This window comes from Amycolatopsis vancoresmycina (genome assembly GCF_000716785.1).
In the GTDB taxonomy this organism is placed as follows: Bacteria; Actinomycetota; Actinomycetes; order Mycobacteriales; family Pseudonocardiaceae; genus Amycolatopsis; species Amycolatopsis vancoresmycina.
Genome location: NZ_JNYY01000001.1, coordinates 247383 through 266485, shown reverse-complemented (window position 1 = coordinate 266485; position 19103 = coordinate 247383). Strand labels below are relative to the sequence as shown.

26 protein-coding genes and 1 riboswitch are annotated in these 19103 nt (G+C 71.9%); of the genes, 8 read left to right on the top strand and 18 right to left on the bottom strand.

Annotated features, from left to right (window positions below):
• Positions 1–119 precede the first annotated feature (119 nt).
• Positions 120–218, bottom strand: a riboswitch (glycine riboswitch).
• A 42-nt stretch (positions 219–260) separates the two neighbouring features.
• Positions 261–839, bottom strand: coding sequence for a MerR family transcriptional regulator (locus tag OO60_RS01175; protein ID WP_033260631.1), 579 nt, complete (start codon positions 837–839; stop codon positions 261–263).
• A gap of 277 nt (positions 840–1116) precedes the next feature.
• Here OO60_RS01175 and OO60_RS01170 point away from each other — a divergent pair, with 277 nt between their 5' ends.
• A complete protein-coding gene (locus tag OO60_RS01170) occupies positions 1117–1749 on the top strand; it encodes a TetR/AcrR family transcriptional regulator (protein WP_081656039.1) in 633 nt (210 codons plus the stop codon).
• Here OO60_RS01170 and trxA read toward each other — a convergent pair.
• The 8 genes from trxA to OO60_RS01130 all read right to left on the bottom strand — a co-directional run bounded on the left by trxA (position 1730) and on the right by OO60_RS01130 (position 6238).
• On the bottom strand, positions 1730–2065 hold the full coding sequence (gene trxA / locus OO60_RS01165) for a thioredoxin (RefSeq protein ID WP_004559571.1): 336 nt from the start codon (positions 2063–2065) through the stop codon (positions 1730–1732). The two genes, OO60_RS01170 and trxA, sit on opposite strands and share 20 nt — an antisense overlap.
• An 11-nt stretch (positions 2066–2076) precedes the next feature.
• Positions 2077–2472, bottom strand: coding sequence for a MerR family transcriptional regulator (locus tag OO60_RS01160; RefSeq protein ID WP_004559570.1), 396 nt, complete (start codon positions 2470–2472; stop codon positions 2077–2079).
• Positions 2473–2513: 41 nt separating this feature from the next.
• On the bottom strand, positions 2514–2987 hold the full coding sequence (locus OO60_RS01155; protein ID WP_004559569.1) for a bifunctional nuclease family protein: 474 nt from the start codon (positions 2985–2987) through the stop codon (positions 2514–2516).
• Between the two features lie 216 nt (positions 2988–3203).
• Complete coding sequence (gene ftsR, locus OO60_RS01150) at positions 3204–3950, bottom strand: transcriptional regulator FtsR (protein ID WP_162186941.1); 747 nt, start codon at positions 3948–3950, stop codon at positions 3204–3206.
• A complete protein-coding gene (gene garA, locus OO60_RS01145; RefSeq protein ID WP_004559567.1) occupies positions 3947–4411 on the bottom strand; it encodes a glycogen accumulation regulator GarA in 465 nt (154 codons plus the stop codon). Before garA ends, ftsR begins: the two co-directional genes overlap by 4 nt.
• A 114-nt stretch (positions 4412–4525) precedes the next feature.
• Entirely contained in the window at positions 4526–4909 is a 384-nt protein-coding gene (gcvH, locus tag OO60_RS01140; protein WP_004559566.1) for a glycine cleavage system protein GcvH, read from the bottom strand.
• Positions 4910–5001: 92 nt separating this feature from the next.
• Entirely contained in the window at positions 5002–5619 is a 618-nt protein-coding gene (gene clsA / locus OO60_RS01135; protein ID WP_004559565.1) for a cardiolipin synthase ClsA, read from the bottom strand.
• Between the two features lie 409 nt (positions 5620–6028).
• Positions 6029–6238, bottom strand: a complete 210-nt coding sequence (locus OO60_RS01130; RefSeq protein ID WP_033260629.1) for a hypothetical protein — start codon at positions 6236–6238, stop codon at positions 6029–6031.
• 316 nt (positions 6239–6554) lie between these two features.
• Between OO60_RS01130 and OO60_RS47630 the strand changes: the two genes are divergently transcribed.
• On the top strand, positions 6555–7058 hold the full coding sequence (locus tag OO60_RS47630) for a hypothetical protein (protein WP_081911101.1): 504 nt from the start codon (positions 6555–6557) through the stop codon (positions 7056–7058).
• 30 nt (positions 7059–7088) lie between these two features.
• On the top strand, positions 7089–7484 hold the full coding sequence (locus OO60_RS01120) for a hypothetical protein (protein WP_033260628.1): 396 nt from the start codon (positions 7089–7091) through the stop codon (positions 7482–7484).
• A gap of 3 nt (positions 7485–7487) precedes the next feature.
• On the opposite strand, the gene OO60_RS01115 is transcribed toward OO60_RS01120, so the two are convergent.
• Positions 7488–9182 carry an AMP-binding protein gene (locus tag OO60_RS01115; RefSeq protein WP_003091700.1) on the bottom strand — a complete coding sequence of 565 codons (1695 nt, stop codon included), beginning with the start codon at positions 9180–9182 and terminating at the stop codon, positions 7488–7490.
• A gap of 12 nt (positions 9183–9194) precedes the next feature.
• Positions 9195–10037, bottom strand: coding sequence for a crotonase/enoyl-CoA hydratase family protein (locus OO60_RS01110; protein ID WP_033260627.1), 843 nt, complete (start codon positions 10035–10037; stop codon positions 9195–9197).
• A gap of 134 nt (positions 10038–10171) precedes the next feature.
• Here OO60_RS01110 and OO60_RS01105 point away from each other — a divergent pair, with 134 nt between their 5' ends.
• Positions 10172–11047, top strand: a complete 876-nt coding sequence (locus OO60_RS01105) for an alpha/beta fold hydrolase (protein ID WP_003091693.1) — start codon at positions 10172–10174, stop codon at positions 11045–11047.
• Positions 11048–11073: 26 nt separating this feature from the next.
• Here the strand turns inward: OO60_RS01105 and cobA are convergent, their stop codons facing one another.
• The 7 genes from cobA to rpmB form a co-directional block, all read right to left on the bottom strand.
• Positions 11074–12294 (bottom strand): uroporphyrinogen-III C-methyltransferase, encoded by a 1221-nt coding sequence (gene cobA / locus OO60_RS01100; protein ID WP_003091691.1) that lies wholly within the window; start codon positions 12292–12294, stop codon positions 11074–11076.
• A 47-nt stretch (positions 12295–12341) separates the two neighbouring features.
• Positions 12342–14210, bottom strand: a complete 1869-nt coding sequence (locus OO60_RS01095; RefSeq protein WP_003091689.1) for a vWA domain-containing protein — start codon at positions 14208–14210, stop codon at positions 12342–12344.
• A complete protein-coding gene (locus tag OO60_RS01090; RefSeq protein ID WP_003091688.1) occupies positions 14207–15268 on the bottom strand; it encodes an ATP-binding protein in 1062 nt (353 codons plus the stop codon). Before OO60_RS01090 ends, OO60_RS01095 begins: the two co-directional genes overlap by 4 nt.
• A 91-nt stretch (positions 15269–15359) precedes the next feature.
• Positions 15360–15614: a 30S ribosomal protein S18 gene (gene rpsR / locus OO60_RS01085; RefSeq protein WP_033260626.1), complete on the bottom strand. Its 255-nt coding sequence runs from the start codon at positions 15612–15614 to the stop codon at positions 15360–15362.
• The gene (rpsN, locus tag OO60_RS01080) at positions 15611–15916 is read right to left on the bottom strand and encodes a 30S ribosomal protein S14 (RefSeq protein WP_003091684.1); all 306 of its coding nucleotides are present in this window, start codon (positions 15914–15916) and stop codon (positions 15611–15613) included. The genes rpsR and rpsN overlap by 4 nt, the downstream gene beginning before the upstream one ends.
• On the bottom strand, positions 15916–16083 hold the full coding sequence (gene rpmG / locus OO60_RS01075) for a 50S ribosomal protein L33 (RefSeq protein WP_003091682.1): 168 nt from the start codon (positions 16081–16083) through the stop codon (positions 15916–15918). Before rpmG ends, rpsN begins: the two co-directional genes overlap by 1 nt.
• A complete protein-coding gene (rpmB, locus tag OO60_RS01070; protein WP_003091680.1) occupies positions 16083–16319 on the bottom strand; it encodes a 50S ribosomal protein L28 in 237 nt (78 codons plus the stop codon). Before rpmB ends, rpmG begins: the two co-directional genes overlap by 1 nt.
• Positions 16320–16398: 79 nt before the next feature.
• On the opposite strand from rpmB, the gene mrf reads away from it, so the two are divergent.
• Genes mrf through OO60_RS01050 form a run of 4 tightly spaced genes read left to right on the top strand, consistent with a single transcriptional unit; the run spans position 16399 to position 19095 of the window.
• Positions 16399–17643: a ribosome hibernation factor-recruiting GTPase MRF gene (gene mrf, locus OO60_RS01065; RefSeq protein WP_003091678.1), complete on the top strand. Its 1245-nt coding sequence runs from the start codon at positions 16399–16401 to the stop codon at positions 17641–17643.
• A complete protein-coding gene (locus OO60_RS01060; RefSeq protein ID WP_003091674.1) occupies positions 17640–17894 on the top strand; it encodes a type B 50S ribosomal protein L31 in 255 nt (84 codons plus the stop codon). Before mrf ends, OO60_RS01060 begins: the two co-directional genes overlap by 4 nt.
• Positions 17894–18046, top strand: a complete 153-nt coding sequence (gene rpmF / locus OO60_RS01055; protein WP_003091673.1) for a 50S ribosomal protein L32 — start codon at positions 17894–17896, stop codon at positions 18044–18046. The genes OO60_RS01060 and rpmF overlap by 1 nt, the downstream gene beginning before the upstream one ends.
• On the top strand, positions 18043–19095 hold the full coding sequence (locus OO60_RS01050) for a GTP-binding protein (RefSeq protein ID WP_003091671.1): 1053 nt from the start codon (positions 18043–18045) through the stop codon (positions 19093–19095). The genes rpmF and OO60_RS01050 overlap by 4 nt, the downstream gene beginning before the upstream one ends.
• Positions 19096–19103: the final 8 nt, after the last annotated feature.

Below are 19103 nucleotides of genomic sequence, written 5' to 3'. Positions count from 1 at the left end.
CTCCCCGCTCTGTCTGACCCCAAAGGGGCGCCTGAGAGTTTCGCCCGTAGGTTGACCCGGGCTTGCACCGTCGGCGGGGCCATCAGGGTGTGTCCTGACGACCCGCTTTCCAGAGGCGTCTCGTCCGCGCGGTCCTGGGTGCCTGAGAGGTTCCGGGGAGGACTTGCTCCTTCGGCGCCGAGCTCAAGGTGTGGCTCGGACTCTCCCGCGCGGACTCGTCGACCGCACGGTGAACCTTACTCTGTCCGTCGCAGTGGTGATCAACCGGTCTTGCGGGCGTTGCGGCGCTGGGTGAGTTCGTCCGGTTCGTGCGTCTCGACGATGCCGCCGTCGGCGCGTTCGGCCGGGAACTCGTGGATCGTGCCGCTGATTTCCTGCATGGCTCCGCTGACCGCGATGCCGAAGACGCCTTGGCCGCCCTGGAGCAGGTCGACGATCTCCTCCGGGGACGTGCACTCGTAGACCGTGGTGCCGTCGGAGAACAGCGTCACCCGGGCCAGGTCGCGGACGCCGCGGACGCGCAGGTGGTCGACCGCGACCCGGATGTTCTGGAGCGAGACGCCGGTGTCGAGCAGGCGCTTGACGACCTTGAGGACCAGGATGTCCTTGAACGAGTACAGCCGCTGCGAGCCGGAGCCGTGCGCGGTGCGGATGCTGGGCGCGACCAGTTTGGTCCGGGCCCAGTAGTCGAGCTGGCGGTAGGTGATGCCGGCGATCTGGCACGCCGCCGGACCGCGGTACCCCACCAGCTCGTCGGGCAGCGAGTTGTCGGGGAACAATTCCCCCTGCTCACCAGTCGCGACCTCGACAGGCTGCTTCTCGGAACCAGCCTCGACCACGCAAGCCTCCCCTCGCCCGACCTGACGGCCGGCGAATGACAGCCGGACGGTCCCAGGAGCGGGACCCGCCGGAGATCAACCGCCACGATCCGGCCCCAGACCGTTAATCACACCGTGGCGATTTCCCTCCTTCGACGGTAAGCGCCCGGACAGTGCCGGTCAACGCGACGCGCGGCAACGCTCAACGGTCGGCTGAGCCTTTGAGCCGTTCGCCGTACCCCCTCCGGCGTGATCCAAACACTTGACCGCTTTTACTCAGCCGAGTAACTTTTTACTCATGCAAGTAAACACCGACCTCATGGCCGAGATGGGGCTCAGCCCGGCCGAGGCCGCGCGCCGGGCCCAGATCATCGGCGCGACCATCGGCGTCCTCGCCGACCTCGGTTACCACCGGACCACCTTCGCCAAGATCAAGGAACGCGCCGGGCTCAGCAGCACCCGGCTGATCTCGTACCACTTCACGAACAAGGCCGGCCTGATGCAGGCCGTGCTCAGCACGGTCGTCGAGACGAAGGGCGCGTTCCTGACCGAGCGCACCGGCGGCGGCCTCGACCCGGCCGACCGGCCCGGTTACCTGCGGGCGCACATCGAGACGTCGATCGCGTTCCTGCGGGCCTACCCGGAGTGCGTCCGGGCGCTGTCGGAGCTGGCCGCCAACGCCGACGACGCCGACGGCTGGGTGATGACGAAGGTGCTGGTCGACGACCTGCGCGTGCACGGGCTGGCCAGTCAGCTCAAGCAGGGCCAGTCCGAGGGCGTGTTCGGCACCTTCACCCCCGAGGTGATGGCGATGTCGATCGCGCAGGCCGTCGACGGCGTCGCCGCGGCCTACGCGGCCGACCCTTCGCTGGACCTCGAAAAGTACGGGCGCGAGGTGGCGGACACGTTCGTCAAAGCGACGGCACCGTGAGCGCCCGGTCGAGGCGGTCTTCGATGCGGGCCTTCGGGAACGCGCCGACGATCGTCTCGACCGGCTCGCCGCCGCGGAAGAGGATCATCGTGGGCAGGGACATGACCTGGTAGGAGCGGGTGGTCTCCGGGTTCTCGTCGGCGTTGAGCTTGCGGACGGCGAGCTCGCCGTCCCGCTCGGCGGCCAGCTGCGCCAGCACCGGGCCGACCATCCGGCAGGGGCCGCACCAGGTGGCCCAGAACTCGACGAGCACAGGAACGTCGCTGCTCAGGACCTCGGCGAAGCTGCTGTCGGTGACTTCGAGGACTTCGGGCACGGCGGACTCCTTCAGGGGCGCGGGGATGCGGGCACGACACACGGATCGGGCGCCTGCCGGGCGAGGGCGGCGGCAAGCTTGGCGGCCAGCTCGCCGCGGATGCCGCCGAGGCGGGCAAGGAGGGCGTCGGCTTCTTCCAGCTTGCGGCGGTAGACCTCGATGGAGCTCAGGCAGGAATCGCCGGTCTCGTGGCCGCTGCGCAGGCACTCGACGAACGGGCGGGTCTCCTCGAGGGTGAGGCCGACCGTCTGCAGGGTCTGGATCTCCTGGACCAGCTGCAGGTCGTCCTCGTCGTATTCGCGGTAGCCGTTCGCCGAGCGCCGGGCCTGCAGAAGGCCCTGGTCCTCGTAAAACCGCAGCGCACGGGTGGTGACGCCCGTGCGCTGCGCAAGTTCTCCGATCCGCATGCTTCGACGCTAGACGTTGACGTCCGCGTCAAGGCAAGGTCTTACGTATCCGCACCGCGGAAGTCTTCCGGGGAAACCGAGTCGAGGAACTCGCGGAACTTCTCGACTTCGTCTTCCTGCTCGTCCGGGATGATCAGGCCGGCTTCCTCCAGCACCGAGTCCACGGCGTGGATGGGGACGCCGATCCGCAGGGCCAGCGCGACCGAGTCGCTCGGCCGGGCGGACACCCGGATGTCGCCGTCGAAGACGAGCTCCGCGAAGAAGGTGCCTTCCTTGAGGTCGGTGATGACGACCTGCTCGAGCTCCCGGCCGAGCGCTCCGATGACCTCTTTCAGCAGGTCATGCGTGAGCGGGCGGGCCGGCCGGACCCCCTGCTGCTCCAAGGCGATGGCGGTGGCCTCGACCGAGCCGATCCAGATCGGCAGGTACCGTTCGCCTTCGGTCTCCCGCAGCAACAAGATCGGCTGATTCGCGGGCAGCTCGACCCGCACACCGACGACGCGCATTTCGCTCATCGGGCTTCGCCTCCCTCTCGTGCACACGGGCTGCAGCGCCGAAACGGTTCCGCGCCGCCACTGTCGACGCTACCCGTCATCCGTGCGCTGTGCTCGCTGTCCGGACTCTCTCGGTTCGCCTGCCGCAAACCCGTGCCTTCACGGTACGGCATGCGGTGCCGAACATTCAGTCATTGACATGGGACCGCAAAGAGGATCTCACTGCCCCGTTATCGATCAACACCCGGCGACGCCACGGATTCCGGCCTTGACGAGGAGCGTGTGCAGGGTCACGGACAGTGCCGCGAGCTCCCGCACCACCTCGTCGGCCCGGGACTTGGCCTCCGGGTCACGGTGCCGGTACACCGGCGTCACGATCTGCTCCAGCAGCCCGACCTCGCGGTCGGCCGCGGCGCGGAAGGCACGCAGGTGTCTCGGTTCGATCCCGAATTCGGTCATCGCCTTCACCGTCCGCGCGACCAGCACCGCGTCCGGGTCGAAGAACCCGGCGGGGCCGGGCCGGACCAGGCCGTACTGCTGCAGCTCGGCCAGCGCGGCGGCGTCGATGCCCGCCTGGTCCAGGAGCTCCTCCTGGGTCAGGCGCAGCTCCTTGCCCGCGGCGAAGTCGTCCGCCACGGGCAGGCCGACGTTCTCGGCCGGCGCGTCGATCGGCACCAGCCGGCGCGGCGGGCGGGGCAGGGCCGCGGCGGTCCCGTTGCCCGAGTCCGCCGCGTCCAGCTGTTCCTTGATGACCTTCAACGGGAGGTAGTGGTCCCGCTGGGCGGCCAGGACGAACCTGAGACGCTCCACGTCCGCCGCGGCGAACTGCCGGTACCCCGAAGGCGTGCGGCCCGGCTGGACCAGGCCTTCCGCTTCGAGGAACCGGATCTTGGAGATGGTGACATCGGGGAAGTCGCCGCGCAGCTGCGCGAGAACGGCCCCGATGCTCAACCCGTCACGTTGTGGCCGTCCGGCCGCCGTCACTGCGCCCCCTGGCCCCCGTGCCCCGGGCCGGTCAGGAAGACCAGGCGGAACTTCCCGATCTGCACCTCGTCGCCGCCGGCGAGCACGGCCTGGTCGACCGGCTCGCGGTTGACGTAGGTGCCGTTGAGGCTGCCGACGTCGATGACGACGAACTCGCCGCCCTCACGCCGGAATTCGGCGTGCCGGCGGGAGACCGTGACGTCGTCGAGGAAGATGTCGCTGTCCGGGTGCCGCCCGGCGCTGGTGGTGTCGCGGTCGAGCAGGAACCGCGAACCCGCGTTCGGCCCGCGCTTCACGACCAGCAGCGCCGAACCCGGGGGCAGCGCGTCGACACCCTGGACCGGGGCCTCCGGGGCGGGCTCGCGACCTTCGGCTTCGGCCAGGAAGTCGGCCCGGAAGACAGAGGTCCGCTCCGGAGACTGCTCCGGGGGAACGCCGCCGGGCCCGTCGTTCGTGCTCACCTGAGCTCTCCTCCACACATGCTGTGTTGCCAGTACTCAAGAACGTGTAGCTGCCAACGTACCGTGCCTGATCGATTCTCCGAGCCCCGGCTCCCCGAACCGGCGGAGCGGGCTTCAGCCCTTGGTCAGTGCGTCGTACGCCTCGGCTTCGAGCAGGGCTTCGAGCCCGGCCGGGTCGTCGAGCCGGATCTCGATCAGCCAGCCCTCGCCGTAGGGGTCGCTGTTGATCAGCTCCGGCGAGTCGGCGACGCCGTCGTTGACCGCGACGACCTCCCCGTCGACCGGCGCGAACAGCTCGGAGACGCTCTTGGTCGACTCGACCTCGCCGAAGACGTCCCCCGCGCTCACCTGCCTGCCGACCTCGGGCAGGTCGACGAACACGACGTCGCCGAGCTGGTCCTGCGCGTACTCGGTGATGCCCACCCGGACGAGCGTCTCCTCGCGGGTGGCGACCCACTCGTGGTCCTCGGTGTAGCGAAGCTCTTCAGGAGCGGACACCGCGGTCCCCTTTCATGCCCTCACTGGCCAAACGTGCTGGGCGAAGTCTTACACCCACACGGCGCAGCCGCCCGCCACGACCCGGCGAAAGCTCACTCTGCGGGTTCGCGGAGGGCGTTGCGCGCCTGCACGACGTAGAGGACACCGGACCAGACGTAGAGGACGGCGCCCCAGATGGTGAAGGCGTACCCGATCGGCCGCGCGACCGCGGCGACGTCGGAGCCACCCTGCGCGAGCAGCAGGAACGGGAAGGCGTACATCAGGACGAAGGTGGCCCCCTTCCCGAGGTAGGTGACCTCGGGCGGCGCGAACCCCCGGCGGCGCAGCGTCATGACGCAGACGCCGAGCACGGCCTCGCGCAGCACCAGCGGCACGACGACCCACCACGGGATGATGTCGCGGACGAGGAAGGCGACGAGGGTCGCGAGGATGTAGAGCCGGTCGGCGGCGGGGTCGAGCAGCTGCCCGAGCCGCGACATCTGGTTGAGCCAGCGGGCGAGCTTGCCGTCGAGCCAGTCGGTGAGGGCGCTGAAGACGAGCAGCGCGAGCGCCCAGCCGTCTTCCTTCGGGCCGAGGAGCAGCCAGAGGAAGACCGGCACGCCGGCCAGCCGCAGCAGGGAGAGGATGTTGGGGACGTTGAGCGCCTGCCGCAGCAGGGAGGGCTCGGCGGCATCGGCCTGAGCGGCGGGTTCGGGTGCGGCTGTGCTCACGGGGCCATTAAACAGCGGAGAGGTGCGGGGGCGCCCGGTGGTGCGGCGCCGGGGCCGGTGGTGCCGGTGGGGGCTTCGGGCCGGGCGGGTTTGGCAAGCGCGGTTGCGGACCTGTGGCGGCCGGGGAGGGGCGGTGCACGGCGGCGGGCTCGGCTGCCGGGCCTTGCGTGCGAGCCGGTGCGGCGCCGGGCGAGTTCGACCCTCGCTCGCGCCGGGCGGCCCGGCCTTGCGGCGCGGGGTTCGGCGAGCTGGGTCGCGGACCTGCGGCGGCCGGAAAGGGGCGGGCTCAGGCGGTGCACGGCGGCTCCCCGGCCATCAGCGGCATCCGGCACCCCCGCCAGCGCGGCCAAGAGCAGCCCCGAAAGGGTCTCGGGCCGCCCCTCCCCAGGAAGGGGCGGCCCGGACGGCGTCAGCTGGCCCGGCGGTGGCTCCACCCGCGGCGCTGCAGCTCGGCGCTGGTCAGCGACTCGGGGCGGCCGCGGTAGTCGGTGCCCATCCAGCGGGCTCGGCCCGCGCGGCCCTCGAGGACGTACGGGCGGCCGCAGCACCAGACCACGGTGCTCGGGACGGTCGGCGGGCTGGACGGGTCTTCGGTGCTGGTCACTGCGTCGGCGTTCATCGCTCTCACGGGTTCCGGGACGGGTGTCGGGGACGGGGAAGCTCGTCGGCTCCCACCAAGATCTTCGGCGCGCCGGGCCGGATTGTTAACGGGAACGGCCGGAATTAGACCGATCGATTCTTGATGACAGCGGGAGGTTTCGGAGCGTGAACGGAATGTTAATTGTCCATTGTGGACACCAATTCGGCGGCCACCGGACCGGGGCGCCACCCCGCTGGAGTAATCTCCGGCACACCCGTGGGCGCGTCGATCCGCGGGGCCCCGGCCGGGATGGGCCAGAATGACCGGGCCAGTCAGCCGGGGAGGAAGGATCGCGGTGCCCCACCCGACCACCACGAAGACGTGGCTCGTGGCCTGCCTCGCCCTGCCCGCGCTCGCGGCCTGCGCCGGCGGCCCGGCCGCGCAGGCGCCCCCGCCGCCGCCCTCTCCGACCGCCGCCGCGCCCTCGACCACGCCGACCGGCACCCCGCCGCCCCCGCCCGCCGCCACCGACGGCTCCGGCGCGCCCGCTCCGGTGTCCAAGCCGTCCGGGCCGCCGCCGTCGGTGCCGGGCTCCTGCGGCACCGTGACCGCCGCCAGCGGGCTGACGCTCTACGTCTTCGACAGCGGGTCCGCCGGGGTCAGCTGCGCCGCCGCGACGAAGCTCGTCGGGGACTTCCACCGCAAGATCGCCGGGCGCCAGGGTGCCGGCTCGAACGACGCGGTGAACGAGACCGTCGACGGCTGGCTGTGCGCCTCCGGGCCGCCCGCCGCGCAGGGCGGCACCACCTGCACCAAGGGCGAGCAGACGGTGTTCGCCGCCGTCGTGCCGTCCGAGTGAGAACCCGTCCCGTCCGCTCCTGAAGGGCCCATGAAGACTCTCGCGTACCCCCTGCTGCTCGTCGCCGCGACCGCCGCACTGGCCGGCTGCGGCAGCGGTGACCCGGCGCCCGCCGCGCCCTCCCCCGCCGCGGCCGTGCCCGCCGCCGCTGCGGCGGCCGCGTCGACGGCACCCGGCGTGCCGTGCGGCGACGTCACCGCCGCCGGCGCGAAGACGGCGGTCGTCGCGCACGGCCGGGTCGACTGCGCCGCGGCGGCGAAGCTGCTCACGGACTACTTCGCCAAGCTGACCCCGGCCGAAGCCGCCTCCCCCGACGGCCCCGGCCCGATCGCGATCGGCGAGTGGACGTGCGGCAGCGCCGCCGGCGACCCGGTGACCGCCTGCTCGACCGAGGACGGCCGCCAGGTCGAGGGCACCCGCAGCTGAGGCTCAGGACTTGAGGTCCGGGAAGTCCTCTTCGCGGTACTCGGTCCCTTCGCCGCGCTTCGGGTCGCTCTCGCGGCCGCGCAGCTCGACACGGCGGATCTTGCCCGAGATCGTCTTCGGCAGCTCCGCGAACTCGAGCCGCCGGATCCGCTTGTACGGCGCCAGGTGCTCGCGGCAGTGCGCGAGGATCGACCGCGCCGTGCCGGCGTCCGGCGAGAAGCCGGCGGCCAGCACGACGTAGGCCTTGGGCACCGCGAGCCGGATCGGGTCGGGGGCCGGGACCACCGCCGCCTCGGCCACCGCCTCGTGCTCGATCAGCACGCTCTCCAGCTCGAACGGCGAGATCCGGTAGTCCGACGCCTTGAACACGTCGTCGGTGCGCCCGACGTAGGTGATGTACCCGCGTTCGTCGATCGAACCGACGTCACCCGTGTGGTAGAAGCCGCCGGCGAACGCCGCCGACGTGCGTTCGTCGTCGTCCGCGTAGCCGGTCATCAGGCCCACCGGCCGGTGGGCCAGGTCCAGGCAGATCTCGCCCTCCGTCGCGCGCTCGCCGCTGACCGGGTCCACCAGCGCCACCACGAAGCCGGGCAGCGGGCGGCCCATCGACCCGGGCACGACCTCCTGGCCCGGCGTGTTCGCGATCTGGACGCTGCTCTCGGTCTGGCCGAAGCCGTCGCGGATGGTGACGCCCCACGCCTTCTCGACCTGGTCGATCACCTCGGGGTTGAGTGGCTCGCCCGCGCCGACGACCTTGCGCGGCGGCGTCGTCAGGGCCGTCAGGTCGGCCTGGATGAGCATTCGCCAGACCGTCGGCGGCGCGCAGAAGCTGGTGACGCCGCACCGGTCCATCTGGGCCATCAGCGCGCCCGCGTCGAACCGGCTGTAGTTGTAGAGGAACACCGTCGCCTCGGCGTTCCACGGCGCGAAGAAGTTGCTCCACGCGTGCTTCGCCCAGCCGGGCGAGGAGATGTTCAGGTGGACGTCGCCCGGCTCCAGCCCGATCCAGTACATCGTGGACAGGTGGCCCACCGGGTACGAGACGTGCGTGTGCTGCACCAGCTTCGGCTTCGCCGTCGTGCCGGAGGTGAAGTAGAGCAGCAGCGGGTCGGCGGCCTTCGTCGGGCCGTCCGGGGTGTACTCGGGTGACTCGGCGAACGCGGCCGAGTACGAGTGCCAGCCCTCGACCGGCTCCCCCACCGCGATCCGCGTGTAGTCACCCTCGACGCCGTCGAACTTCGGCGCGTCCACCGAGCGGACCACGACGTGCCGGGCCGCGCCGCGCTCGACGCGGTCGGTCAGGTCGGCCGGGCCCAGCAGCGTCGACGCCGGGATGATCACCGCGCCGAGCTTGATCGCCGCGAGGATGGTCTCCCACAGCTCACCCTGGTTGCCCAGCATCAGGATCAGCCGGTCGCCGCGGCGGACGCCGAGGCCGCGCAGCCAGTTGGCGACCTGGTTGGACCGGCCCGACATCTCCGGGTAGGTCCAGCGGTTCTCGCGGCCGTCCTCCTCGACGATCCACAGCGCGTACCGCTCGGCGTTGGCCGGGTCGTGCGCGACGACGTCGAACCAGTCGATCGCCCAGTTGAACTCGTCGAACTCCGGCCAGGCGAAGTCGCGGTACGCCGTGTCGTAGTCCTCGCGATGGGTCTGCAGGTAGTCCCGTGCGACGCGGAACGCGTGGTGGACGCTCACGCTGTGCCTCCTCTACTCGCCCTTGAACTCCGGCTTGCGGCGCTCCATGAACGCCTGGACCGCCTCGCCGAGGTCCTTGCTGGGCAGGAACGCCGAGTTCCACGCCGCGACGTACCGGAGGCCGTCGGCGACCTGGCGCTCGGTGTTCGCCGCCAGTACCTGCTTCGTACCCTGCACCACCAGCGGCGGGTTCGCAGCGATCTCGCCGGCGAGTTCCCGCGCAGCCTCCAGCAGCGCCTCCTGGTTCTCGTAGACGTCGTTGACCAGGCCGATCTTCTCCGCGCGGGCGGCGTCGACGTCCTTGCCGGTGAGGGCGAGCTCCCGCAGGTGCCCCTCGCCGATGATCGAGGCGAGCCGCTGCAGGCTGCCGAGGTCCGCGACGATGGCGACGCGCACCTCGCGGACGCTGAACTTGGCGTCGGCGCTGGCCAGGCGGACGTCCGCGGCGGCGACGACGTCGACCCCGCCGCCGATGCACCAGCCCGAAACGGCCGCGACGACCGGTTTGCGGCATTCCGCGATCGAGCTGACCGCCGCCTGCAGCGACCGGACCTGGTCGAGGAACGCGGTGCGCGGGCCGGCCAGGTTGTCCCCGCCCAGCATCGGCGCCCAGTCGCCCATCATCGCCGGCAGGTCGAGGCCGTAGGAGAAGTGCTTGCCGCTGCCGGTGAGCACGACCGCCCTGACCCGCGGGTCGGCGTCCAGCGCGCGGAACACCAGCGGCAGCTCGCGCCAGAAGTCCGGGCCCATCGCGTTGCCCTTCGAGGGGCCGAGAAGCGTCACTTCGGCCACAGGGCCGTCGACGTCGACCTTGAGGGAGACGAGGTCGGGCAGACTGTCAGCAGTAGCGGTCATGGGGTCATCTTGACCCATGCCCGCTGCGACCCGCCATTGGCGCCCTGTCAATTGCTGGGGACGTCACTGTGCCAAGGTGGCCGGGGGATGCTTTCCTGGGAGAACCGACGCCGACACGGGGAGGACGGTGGGACATGAGCCCGGCCAGCGCGACCGCGATCGAGTCCGAACCCCCGCCCGCCCCCGTCCGGCGGGCGTCCCGCCCGATCGAGCTGACCGGTTCGTTCGACCACGAAGGCCACCGGCTCTGGTACACCGAGTTCGGCAGCGGTGACAAGGTCGTCGTCCTCACGCACGGCATCATGCTGACCCGCCGGATGCACGCGCCGCTGGCCCGCCGGCTGGCCCGCGCGGGGTTCCGGGTGATCACCCTGGACCTGCTCGGGCACGGCGACTCCGACCGGCCGACCGAGTCGTGGCTGTACTCGATGCCGTCGTTCGCCGAGCAGACCCTGGCATTGCTGGACCACCTCGACGTGCCGTCGGCCGTGATCGGCGGGACGTCCCTTGGCGCGAACGTCTCGCTGGAAGTCGCGGTGTCGGCCCCTTCGCGCGCCCGGGGCCTGATCGTCGAGATGCCGGTGCTGGACAACGCGATCGTCGCCGGGCTGGTGACTTTCGCCCCGCTGCTGATGGCGGCCCGGTTCCTGCCGTTCACCGTGCAGGCGGTGGCGCTGGCGGCGTCGGTCGTGCCGCACGGCAACCAGTGGGTCGACGTCGTCACGGACACGCTGTCGCAGCGCCCGGCCCCGATGGCGGCCCTGCTGCACGGGGTGCTGTTCGGCCGGATCGCGCCGCCGAAGGCGGTCCGCCGCAAGATCACGACCCGCGCGCTGGTGATCGGCCACCAGGGCGACCCGATCCACCCGTTCGGCGACGCGGACACCCTGGCGGTCGACATGCCGGACGCGGAGTTCGTCCAGGCCCGCAGCCCGGTCGAGCTCCGCCTCGACCCGACGAGGCTGTCGGACGCGATCCGCGACTTCGCCGCGAGCTGCTACGAAGACTGACCACGTGCCCGAACCCGCAACTCGCGTCAGGACACGGGGGCGAGGCCGGCTACCGGGCCGATCACGATCACTGCCGGGGGGCGGACGCCGGAGGCGGCCGCGTCGGTGACCACCTTGTCCAATGTGGACCGGAGGGAACGCTGGGTGCGCATCGTGCCGTCCTCGACGACGGTCACCGGGGTGTCGGCCGGGCGGCCGCCGTCCAGGAGGGCCTTCGCGAACTGCGGGAGGCGCTCCACGCCCATCATCAGCACGATCGTGCCCTTCATCCGGGCCAGCAGGTCCCAGTCGACCAGGGACCGGTCGTCGCCGGGGGCCACGTGGCCGGAGACCACCACCACCTCGTGCGCCACGCCGCGGTGGGTGACCGGGACGTCGGCGGCCGCCGGGACCGCGAACGCGCTCGTGATGCCCGGGACCATCGTCACCGGGACGCCCGCCTCCGCGCAGGCCAGCACCTCCTCGAAGCCGCGGCCGAACAGGTACGGGTCGCCGCCCTTGAGGCGGACGACGAACTTGCCCTCCTTGGCGCGCTCGATCAGCGTGCTGTTGATGACGTCCTGGCTGGCCGCGCGGCCGTACGGGATCTTCGCCGCGTCGACGATCTCCACCTCGGGCGCGAGTTCGTCGAGCAGCTCGCGGGGCGCCAGGCGGTCGGCCACGACGACGTCCGCGCGCGCCAGCAGGCGACGGCCGCGGACCGTGATCAGCTCCGGGTCGCCCGGGCCGCCGCCGACCAGCGCCACCCCGGGCAGGGTGCCTTCCGGGTGTGGCTGACGGCCGTCCTCGATGGTGCCGTTGTGCAGGCCGTCGAGCATCGAGTCGCGGACCGCCGCGGAGCGCAGGGGCTCGCCGCCGGAGAGCACGCCGAACAGCAGGCCGCCGTGCCGCCCGGACGCCGGGGTCACCGCCGAGCCCGACTCGCCTTCGTCGGCGCGGACGCAGAACACCCGCTCCCGCTCGGCCTCGGCGCAGATCTCCGCGTTGACGCCCGCGTCGTTCGTGCAGGCCAGCGCGTACCAGGCGGCACGCAGGTCACCGGGCTCGTAGCGGCGTTCGTGCCAGACCAGCTCCCCCGCGTCCACCATTCCCTGCACCGACGGCGTCGTGTGCGGCGACACCAGTTCGACGCGGGCGCCCGCCGCGATCAGCCGGGGCAGCCGTCGTTGGGCCACGCTGCCGCCGCCGAACATCACGACGCGGCGGCCGGTGAGCTGCAGGCCGGAAAGGTAGTGCGGGTCGTCCATGCGCGGGAGTTTATTGGCGCGCGAGCCCCACGCCAGCCCAGCGTGCGTTACGCCACCCGGAACACCGGCCCGCGGGCCACGAACGGCAGCCGCGCACCCCGCGGCACCAGGTACGCGTGCTCGCGGCGCGGCCGGACGTGGTCGCAGTAGGCGTCGGTGATGATCAGGATCGGCCCGTCGGCCGGGAAGTCGGGCGCCCGCTGCAGCAGGTCGACACCGGGCTGCAGGGCCGTCCCGCCGCGGCCGCGGACCTTCACCCGGCCCGCGATGTCCTCCACCGCGAGGTACCCGGCGTCGTAGGCGACCGCGTCGCAGAACACCACGCGCGCCGCCGGGACGTCCCTGGCCAGCGCGTACGACGCGATCGCGCCCAGCGCCTTGCCGAGCAGCTCCGCGTTCATCGACCCGGACGTGTCCAGCACGACGCCGAAGGTGACGCGCTGGTCGAGCCGTTCCGGGCGGACGCGGCCCGGACGCGGGATGTCCGGGGTCGCCGACTGGCGGCGCGACGCCCGCGCGTAGCTGCGCACCGGCAGCTCCGCCCGGACGTGCTCGTCGAACCAGCGCGCAAGCTGCGCATCCCACGGCAGCGGCGGGTGGTCGAGGGCCCGGATCTCCTGCTCCAGCCCGGCCGGCAGCAGGCCGCGGCCCTGGGCGTGGTGGTACTCGAGACCCTGGGTGAGCGCCCGGCGGTAGAACTCGTCGAGGTCGACGCCCTGGACGCGGTCACCCCACGGCATCGGCCGCGCGGTCCGGCGGGACGACCGGCGCTGCGCCGCCTCCGGCTCGGACAGCCAGTCGCCGAGGACGTCCCCCGCCTCGCGCGAGCCCAGGGTCAGCAGCTTGCGGGCCCGGCGGAGGTCGGTGGTCAGCGTGTCGTACACCGACTCCGCCGACATCCCGGCCAGCTGCTGGTCGTGCAGGCCGCCGTCGGGCAGCTCGCCGACGGCCATCGCGACCAGCCAGCCGTTGATCACGTAGTCGCAGGCGACGTTCCACAGGTACGGGTCGCGGCCCAGCGCGCGGCGGTCGTGCCGCAGCGCCGCGTGCAGCATCTCGTGGGCCAGGACGAACCGCCACTCCTCGGTGGTCAGCGCGGCACTCGGGTTGACGTAGATCTCGCCGTGCTCGGCGTCGACCGCGGCCACCGAGATGTCCCAGGCGCGGACCACCTCGACGTCGACGACCAGGGTGAATCCGGCCGCCACCGCGCCGAGCAGCGGGAACGACGAGACGAACCAGGACAGCGCGCGGTCCCACTCCCCCAGCGCCCGCCGGTGCCGGGTCTGGCCGCGGGCGTCGGCGGCGCGTTCCATGGCTTCGGTGGCCGAGGCGATCAGCCCGCGGGCGAACCGCTCGGTCCACGGCGTCGGCTTGCCGTGGTACTGCAGCTGCCAGCGGGACATCGGCTCGCCGAGCGCCAGGCACGGGCGCCCGGTGCCCAGGTCGGTGAACGGCGCCGGAACGCCGGTTTCGCGCCAGGCGCGGGTCAGGGCGAGCTCATCGGTGCCGGGGAGTTCGGGCAGGTCCAGCACCGGGGTGCCGACGTGGACGGCCTCGGCGAACCGGTGCACGGCGACGCAGCAGGCGGCTGCGTAGACCGGGTCGACCTCGCGGGCCGTGACCGCCTCCGCTTCGTCCAGCCGATCGTCGTCGAGGTGACCGAGCCCGAGGTGCAGCAACAGGTGCGCGAAAACCCACGCCCACTCGCCCGCCTCGGCGTCCCGGGCGCGGTTCGGCCGGATCACCCCGCGGTCGGTGACGACGGCCCAGCCACCATCGGCACTGTCGGTACTGAGGCTCGCGCCGCGGGCGAGGTGGTCCAGGACCGTGTGCGACCGCACCTCGGCCCAGCCGTCTTCGATCGCCTTCTTCCGGCGCTCGCGGCGCTTCGCTTCGACGCGGGCGTTGCTCATGCGCGCGCCGCGACCAGCCGCGGGAGGTCACGGGCGGCTTCGACCAGGAACCACGACGGCAGCCGCGGGTTGCCTGCCTCGTCGTCGGCGATGACCAGCTGCGCCATCTCCAGGGAGATTTCGGCCAGCTCGACGAGCAGGCTCTTCGCGCGGAAGGCGAACTGGCGGACGGCCGCCGACGCGTGCCGCTTGTCCGCGGGCAGATCCTTGACCAGCCGGGCGCGGAACGTCTCGGCGAGGAAGTAGAGCAGGTCGCGGTCGGCGGGCTCGGCGGGCCAGCGCGCGTCGCCCTTGAGGATCGCCTCCAGGTCGAAGGCGTGCCGGGCGACTTTGAGATACGCGCGGAAGGCACCGGCGTGCGCCGGGGTGAGGGTGGCGTACGCCAGCAGCGCGACCGTCTCGTCGTCCGCCGGGTCGCCGGCGGAGTGGAGCAAGTCCGAGAGCATGTGCCAGGACCGCGGCGTCGAAAACGGCTCCTCGGTCTTCGGCGGCGGGCTCCAGAGGTGGTCCGGGCGCTGGGTGAGGTATTCGATCACCCACGGGTGGATGCCGTTCCCGGCCGCCCAGGCGAGCCAGTCGCCGGGCGCGGCGCGCAGGTGGACGTGCACCAGGCGGTTCACCAGGGCGGACGCCATCGGCCGGGCCAGCGCCTGGTCGGTGGCGCGGTTGCCGGCGCCGATCACGACCGAACCCGGCGGCAGCTCGTAGGAGCCGATGCGGCGGTCGAGGATGAGCGAGTAGAACGCCTTCTGGACGTCGGGCGCGGCGGCGTTCAGCTCGTCGAGGAACAGGCAGTACGGCTCGTCGCGCGCGATCTGCTCCGGCGGGCAGAACCGGCTGCGGCCCTCCACGATCTGCGGGACCCCGATCAGGTCTTCCGGCGCGAGCTGGGTGCCCAGCAGCGACACGCAGTCGAGCCCGAGCGACGCCGCGAAGTCCCGCACCAGCGAGGACTTCCCGATGCCGGGCGCGCCCCAGAGGAACACCGGCCGCACGACGGCGGTGGTGAGCAGGATCTCGGGCAGCCGGGCGGGCGTGACCGTGAGCTGGGCGTGCAAGCGTGGACCTCCTGTGCGTCAGGACATCCGCGTGCGACGCCCCCTTTCGTGGGCTCATGATCGCGCGACCACCCGGCCGCCCGCATCCGATTTACTGCGCGCGGCCCGCGGCCGGGTACGGCAGCAACGCCATCTCGCGCGCGTTCTTGATCGCCGTGGCGACCTGTTTCTGTTGCTGCGGCGTCAATCCCGTCACCCGGCGGGCGCGGATCTTGCCGCGGTCGGAGATGAACTTCCGCAGCAGGTCGGCGTCCTTCCAGTCGACGTGCGTGATCTTGTTGGCGTGCAACAGGTTCACTTTGCGCTTGGCGGGACGGTCGCGGTTCGGCTTCGGCATCCGGCTCACCAGCTCGACTTCGCGACGCCGGGCAGCTCGCCGTGGTGCGCGGCCTGGCGCATCTTCACCCGCGACAGCCCGAACTTCCGGAGGTACCCGCGGGGACGGCCGTCCGAGACGTCCCGGTTGCGGATCCGGGTCGGGCTCGCGTCGCGCGGCAGCTTCTGCAGCGCGACGACGGCCGCCGCCTTGTCCCCGGCCGACGAGCCCGGCGAGGCGATGACGGCCTTGAGCGCGCGGCGGCGTTCGACGTACCGGGCGGCGATCACCTTCCGCTGCTCGTTCTTCGCGATCTTCGACTTCTTGGCCATCAGCGCTCTTCCTTGAACTCGACGTGCTTGCGCGCGACCGGGTCGTACTTGCGCAGGACCATCCGGTCCGGGTCGTTGCGGCGGTTCTTCTTGGTGACGTACGTGTAGCCGGTGCCCGCGGTGGACCGCAGCTTGATGATCGGCCGGACGTCGGTGCTCTTCGCCATTACAGCTTCACCCCCTTCGCCTTCAGCTCGGCGACGACGGCCTCGATGCCGCGCTTGTCGATCGTCTTCATGCCCTTGGCGGACACGCGCAGCCGCACCCAGCGGCCCTCACTGGGCACGAAGTAGCGACGGTTCTGCAGGTTCGGCTCCCACCGCCGGGACGTGCGGCGGTGGGAGTGCGAGACCTGCTTGCCGTAGCCCGGCTTGCGGCCGGTGACCTGGCACACGGCGGACAAGGACCCTCCCGAGTTGATAGTGGTTTTCGTTTTCAGTTACTATAGCGCACCGCACCCCGTCCGCATTCCTGGAGCCCCTGTGACCCACCACCCCCGCGTCCCCCTCGTCCTCGTCGGCGGGCTGGTCGCCGGACCGAGCGCGACGCTGGCCGAGCTGCTGCGCGTGGCCGGGCCCGGCACCGCCGTCGTCCACCACGACCTGCGCGAGATCCACTCCGGCGTCGTCCGCCGCCGCCTGCAACTCGGCGAGCGCGACGAGCTGACCGTGCTCGAACTCGCCCACGGCTGCGTGTCCTGCACCCTGCGCGAGGACCTGCTCCCGCTGCTGCGGCGGCTGGCCCGGCGGCCGGAGGTGACCCGGATCGTCGTCCGGCTCGACGAGGCCATGGAGCCCGAGCCGGTGAGCTGGGCGATCCGGAACGTCCTGGTCGGCGACCGGCCGGTGAGCGAGGACGTCGACCTGCGGGCGGTCCTGACCGTGGTCGACTGCGCGACCTTCCTGGCCGACGCGACCGGCGACGACGAGCTGGCCGACCGGAACCTGCAGGGCAGCCCCGAGGACGAGCGGACGGTCGCCCAGGTCGCGTTGTCCCAGGTCGAGTTCGCCGACGTCCTGGTGCTGGCCGGCGCGGCCGCCGACGCGTGGACCGCCGCGAAGGCGTCCGCGGTGCTGGACCGGGTGGCACCGTCGATCCCGCGGGTCGAACTGGCCCAGATCGACGGTCACAGTGTGCTCGACGCGGTCCCGGCGGACGCCCGGCGCGGCGAGGTCACCGACATGCACGGCGCCCTGCTGCGCGGCGAGCCGCCGCTGCACGCCGACTGCGGCATCGCGCTGCTCACCTTCACCGCGCGCCGGCCGTTCCACCCCACCCGGCTGCACGACGCGCTGGACGTGCTGCTCGACGGCGTCGTCCGCACCCGCGGGCGCGCGTGGGTGGCCAGCCAGCCCGACGTCGCGTTCTGGATCGAGTCGGCGGGCGGCGGGCTGGGCCTGGGCCACGCCGGGCCCTGGCTCGCGGCGCCGGACGGTCCGGAGTGGACGGACGTCTCCCCCGAACGCCGGACGCTGGCGTCCCTGCGCTGGGACCCGGTGCACGGCGACCGCGCACAGGAACTGGTCGTGGTGACGGACCAGACAACGCCCGACGAGATCGACGCGGCCCTGCGCAGCGCTCTACTGACCGACGCGGAATTCGCGGCCGGACCCGAAGAGTGGGCGCGCTACCCCGACCCGTTCGGCGACTGGCACGAGGAACCGTGCGAGGACACCGGACCCGACCCGGCGCGGCACTCCGCGGCGAACCGAAAGGAAGAAGCATGAAGACCGGAATCCACCCCGACTACCACCCCGTGGTGTTCAAGGACTCGTCCACCGGCGACGCCTTCCTGACCCGCTCCACCATCACCTCCGAGCGGACGATCGAGTGGTCCGACGGCCGGACCTACCCGCTGGTCATGGTCGACATCAGCGCGTGGTCGCACCCGTTTTGGACCGGCACCCAGCGGATCATGGACAGCGCCGGCCAGGTCGAGAAGTTCCACCGCCGCTACGGAAAGCGGGGCGACCGCTGATGGCCGTCCCCAAGCGCAAGACGTCCCGCAGCAACACCCGGTCCCGGCGGTCGCAGTGGAAGGCCGCGGTGCCGGATCTGGTGCCGATCAAGGTGGACGGGGAGACGAAGCTCGTCCCACGGCGGCTGATCAAGCACTTCCACGCGCGGTGAGCGTTCCGGTCACCGTACTGTCCGGCTTCCTCGGCGCGGGCAAGACGACGCTGCTCAACCACATCCTCGCCAACCGGGCGGGCCTGCGGGTCGCCGTGATCGTCAACGACATGAGCGAGGTCAACATCGACGCCGCGCTGGTCCGGTCGCAGGAACGCCTGGTGGAACTGACCAACGGGTGCATCTGCTGCACCCTGCGGGAGGACCTCCTCGACGAGGTGGCGGCGCTGTGCGCGGACGACCGCTTCGACCACGTGCTCATCGAGTCGAGCGGGATCTCCGAGCCGATGCCGGTGGCGGCGACGTTCACGTTCTTGGACGCCGTCGCCCACCTCGACACGATGGTGACGGTGGTCGACGCGGCGAACTTCGCCCGCGAGCTGGCCGGCGGCGACTCGCTGGTGGAGCGCCGCCTGGACCAGTACGAAGACGACGAGCGGACGGTCAGCGACCTGCTGATCGACCAGGTCGAGTTCGCCGACGTCCTGCTGCTGAACAAGACGGACCTGGCCACCGACGCCGACCGGCTCGTGGCGGTGCTGCGGCGGCTCAACCCGGCCGCCGACGTCGTCACCGGCAGCTTCGGGAAGGTGCCGCTGGACCGGGTGTTCGGCACCGGCCGGTACGACCCGCTCAAGGCCCGGGAGGCGCCGGGGTGGGTGGCCGAGCTGAACGGCGACCACGTCCCGGAGACCGAGGAGTACGGCATCTCCAGCGTGGTGTTCCGCGCTTCCCGGGCGTTCGACCCGGTGCCGCTGTGGGACTTCGTCACCCGGCGGCTGGACTCCGGCGAGTTCGGGACGGTGCTGCGTTCCAAGGGCTTCTTCGCGCTGGCGTCCCGGCCCGGGGTGACCGGCCTGTGGTCCCAGGCGGGCACGGTCGCCCGGTTCGAGCCCCAGGGCGTGGCCGCCGGACCGCGGCAGGAGCTGGTGTTCATCGGCGTCGACCTGGCCGGCGAAGCACTCCTCGACGCCCTACGGGGTTGTCTCGGCGAGGTGGCTTCCGGACCGGATCCGTTCCCGGCGTGGGATCCGGTCCCCGTCGCCTGATTTCGCGG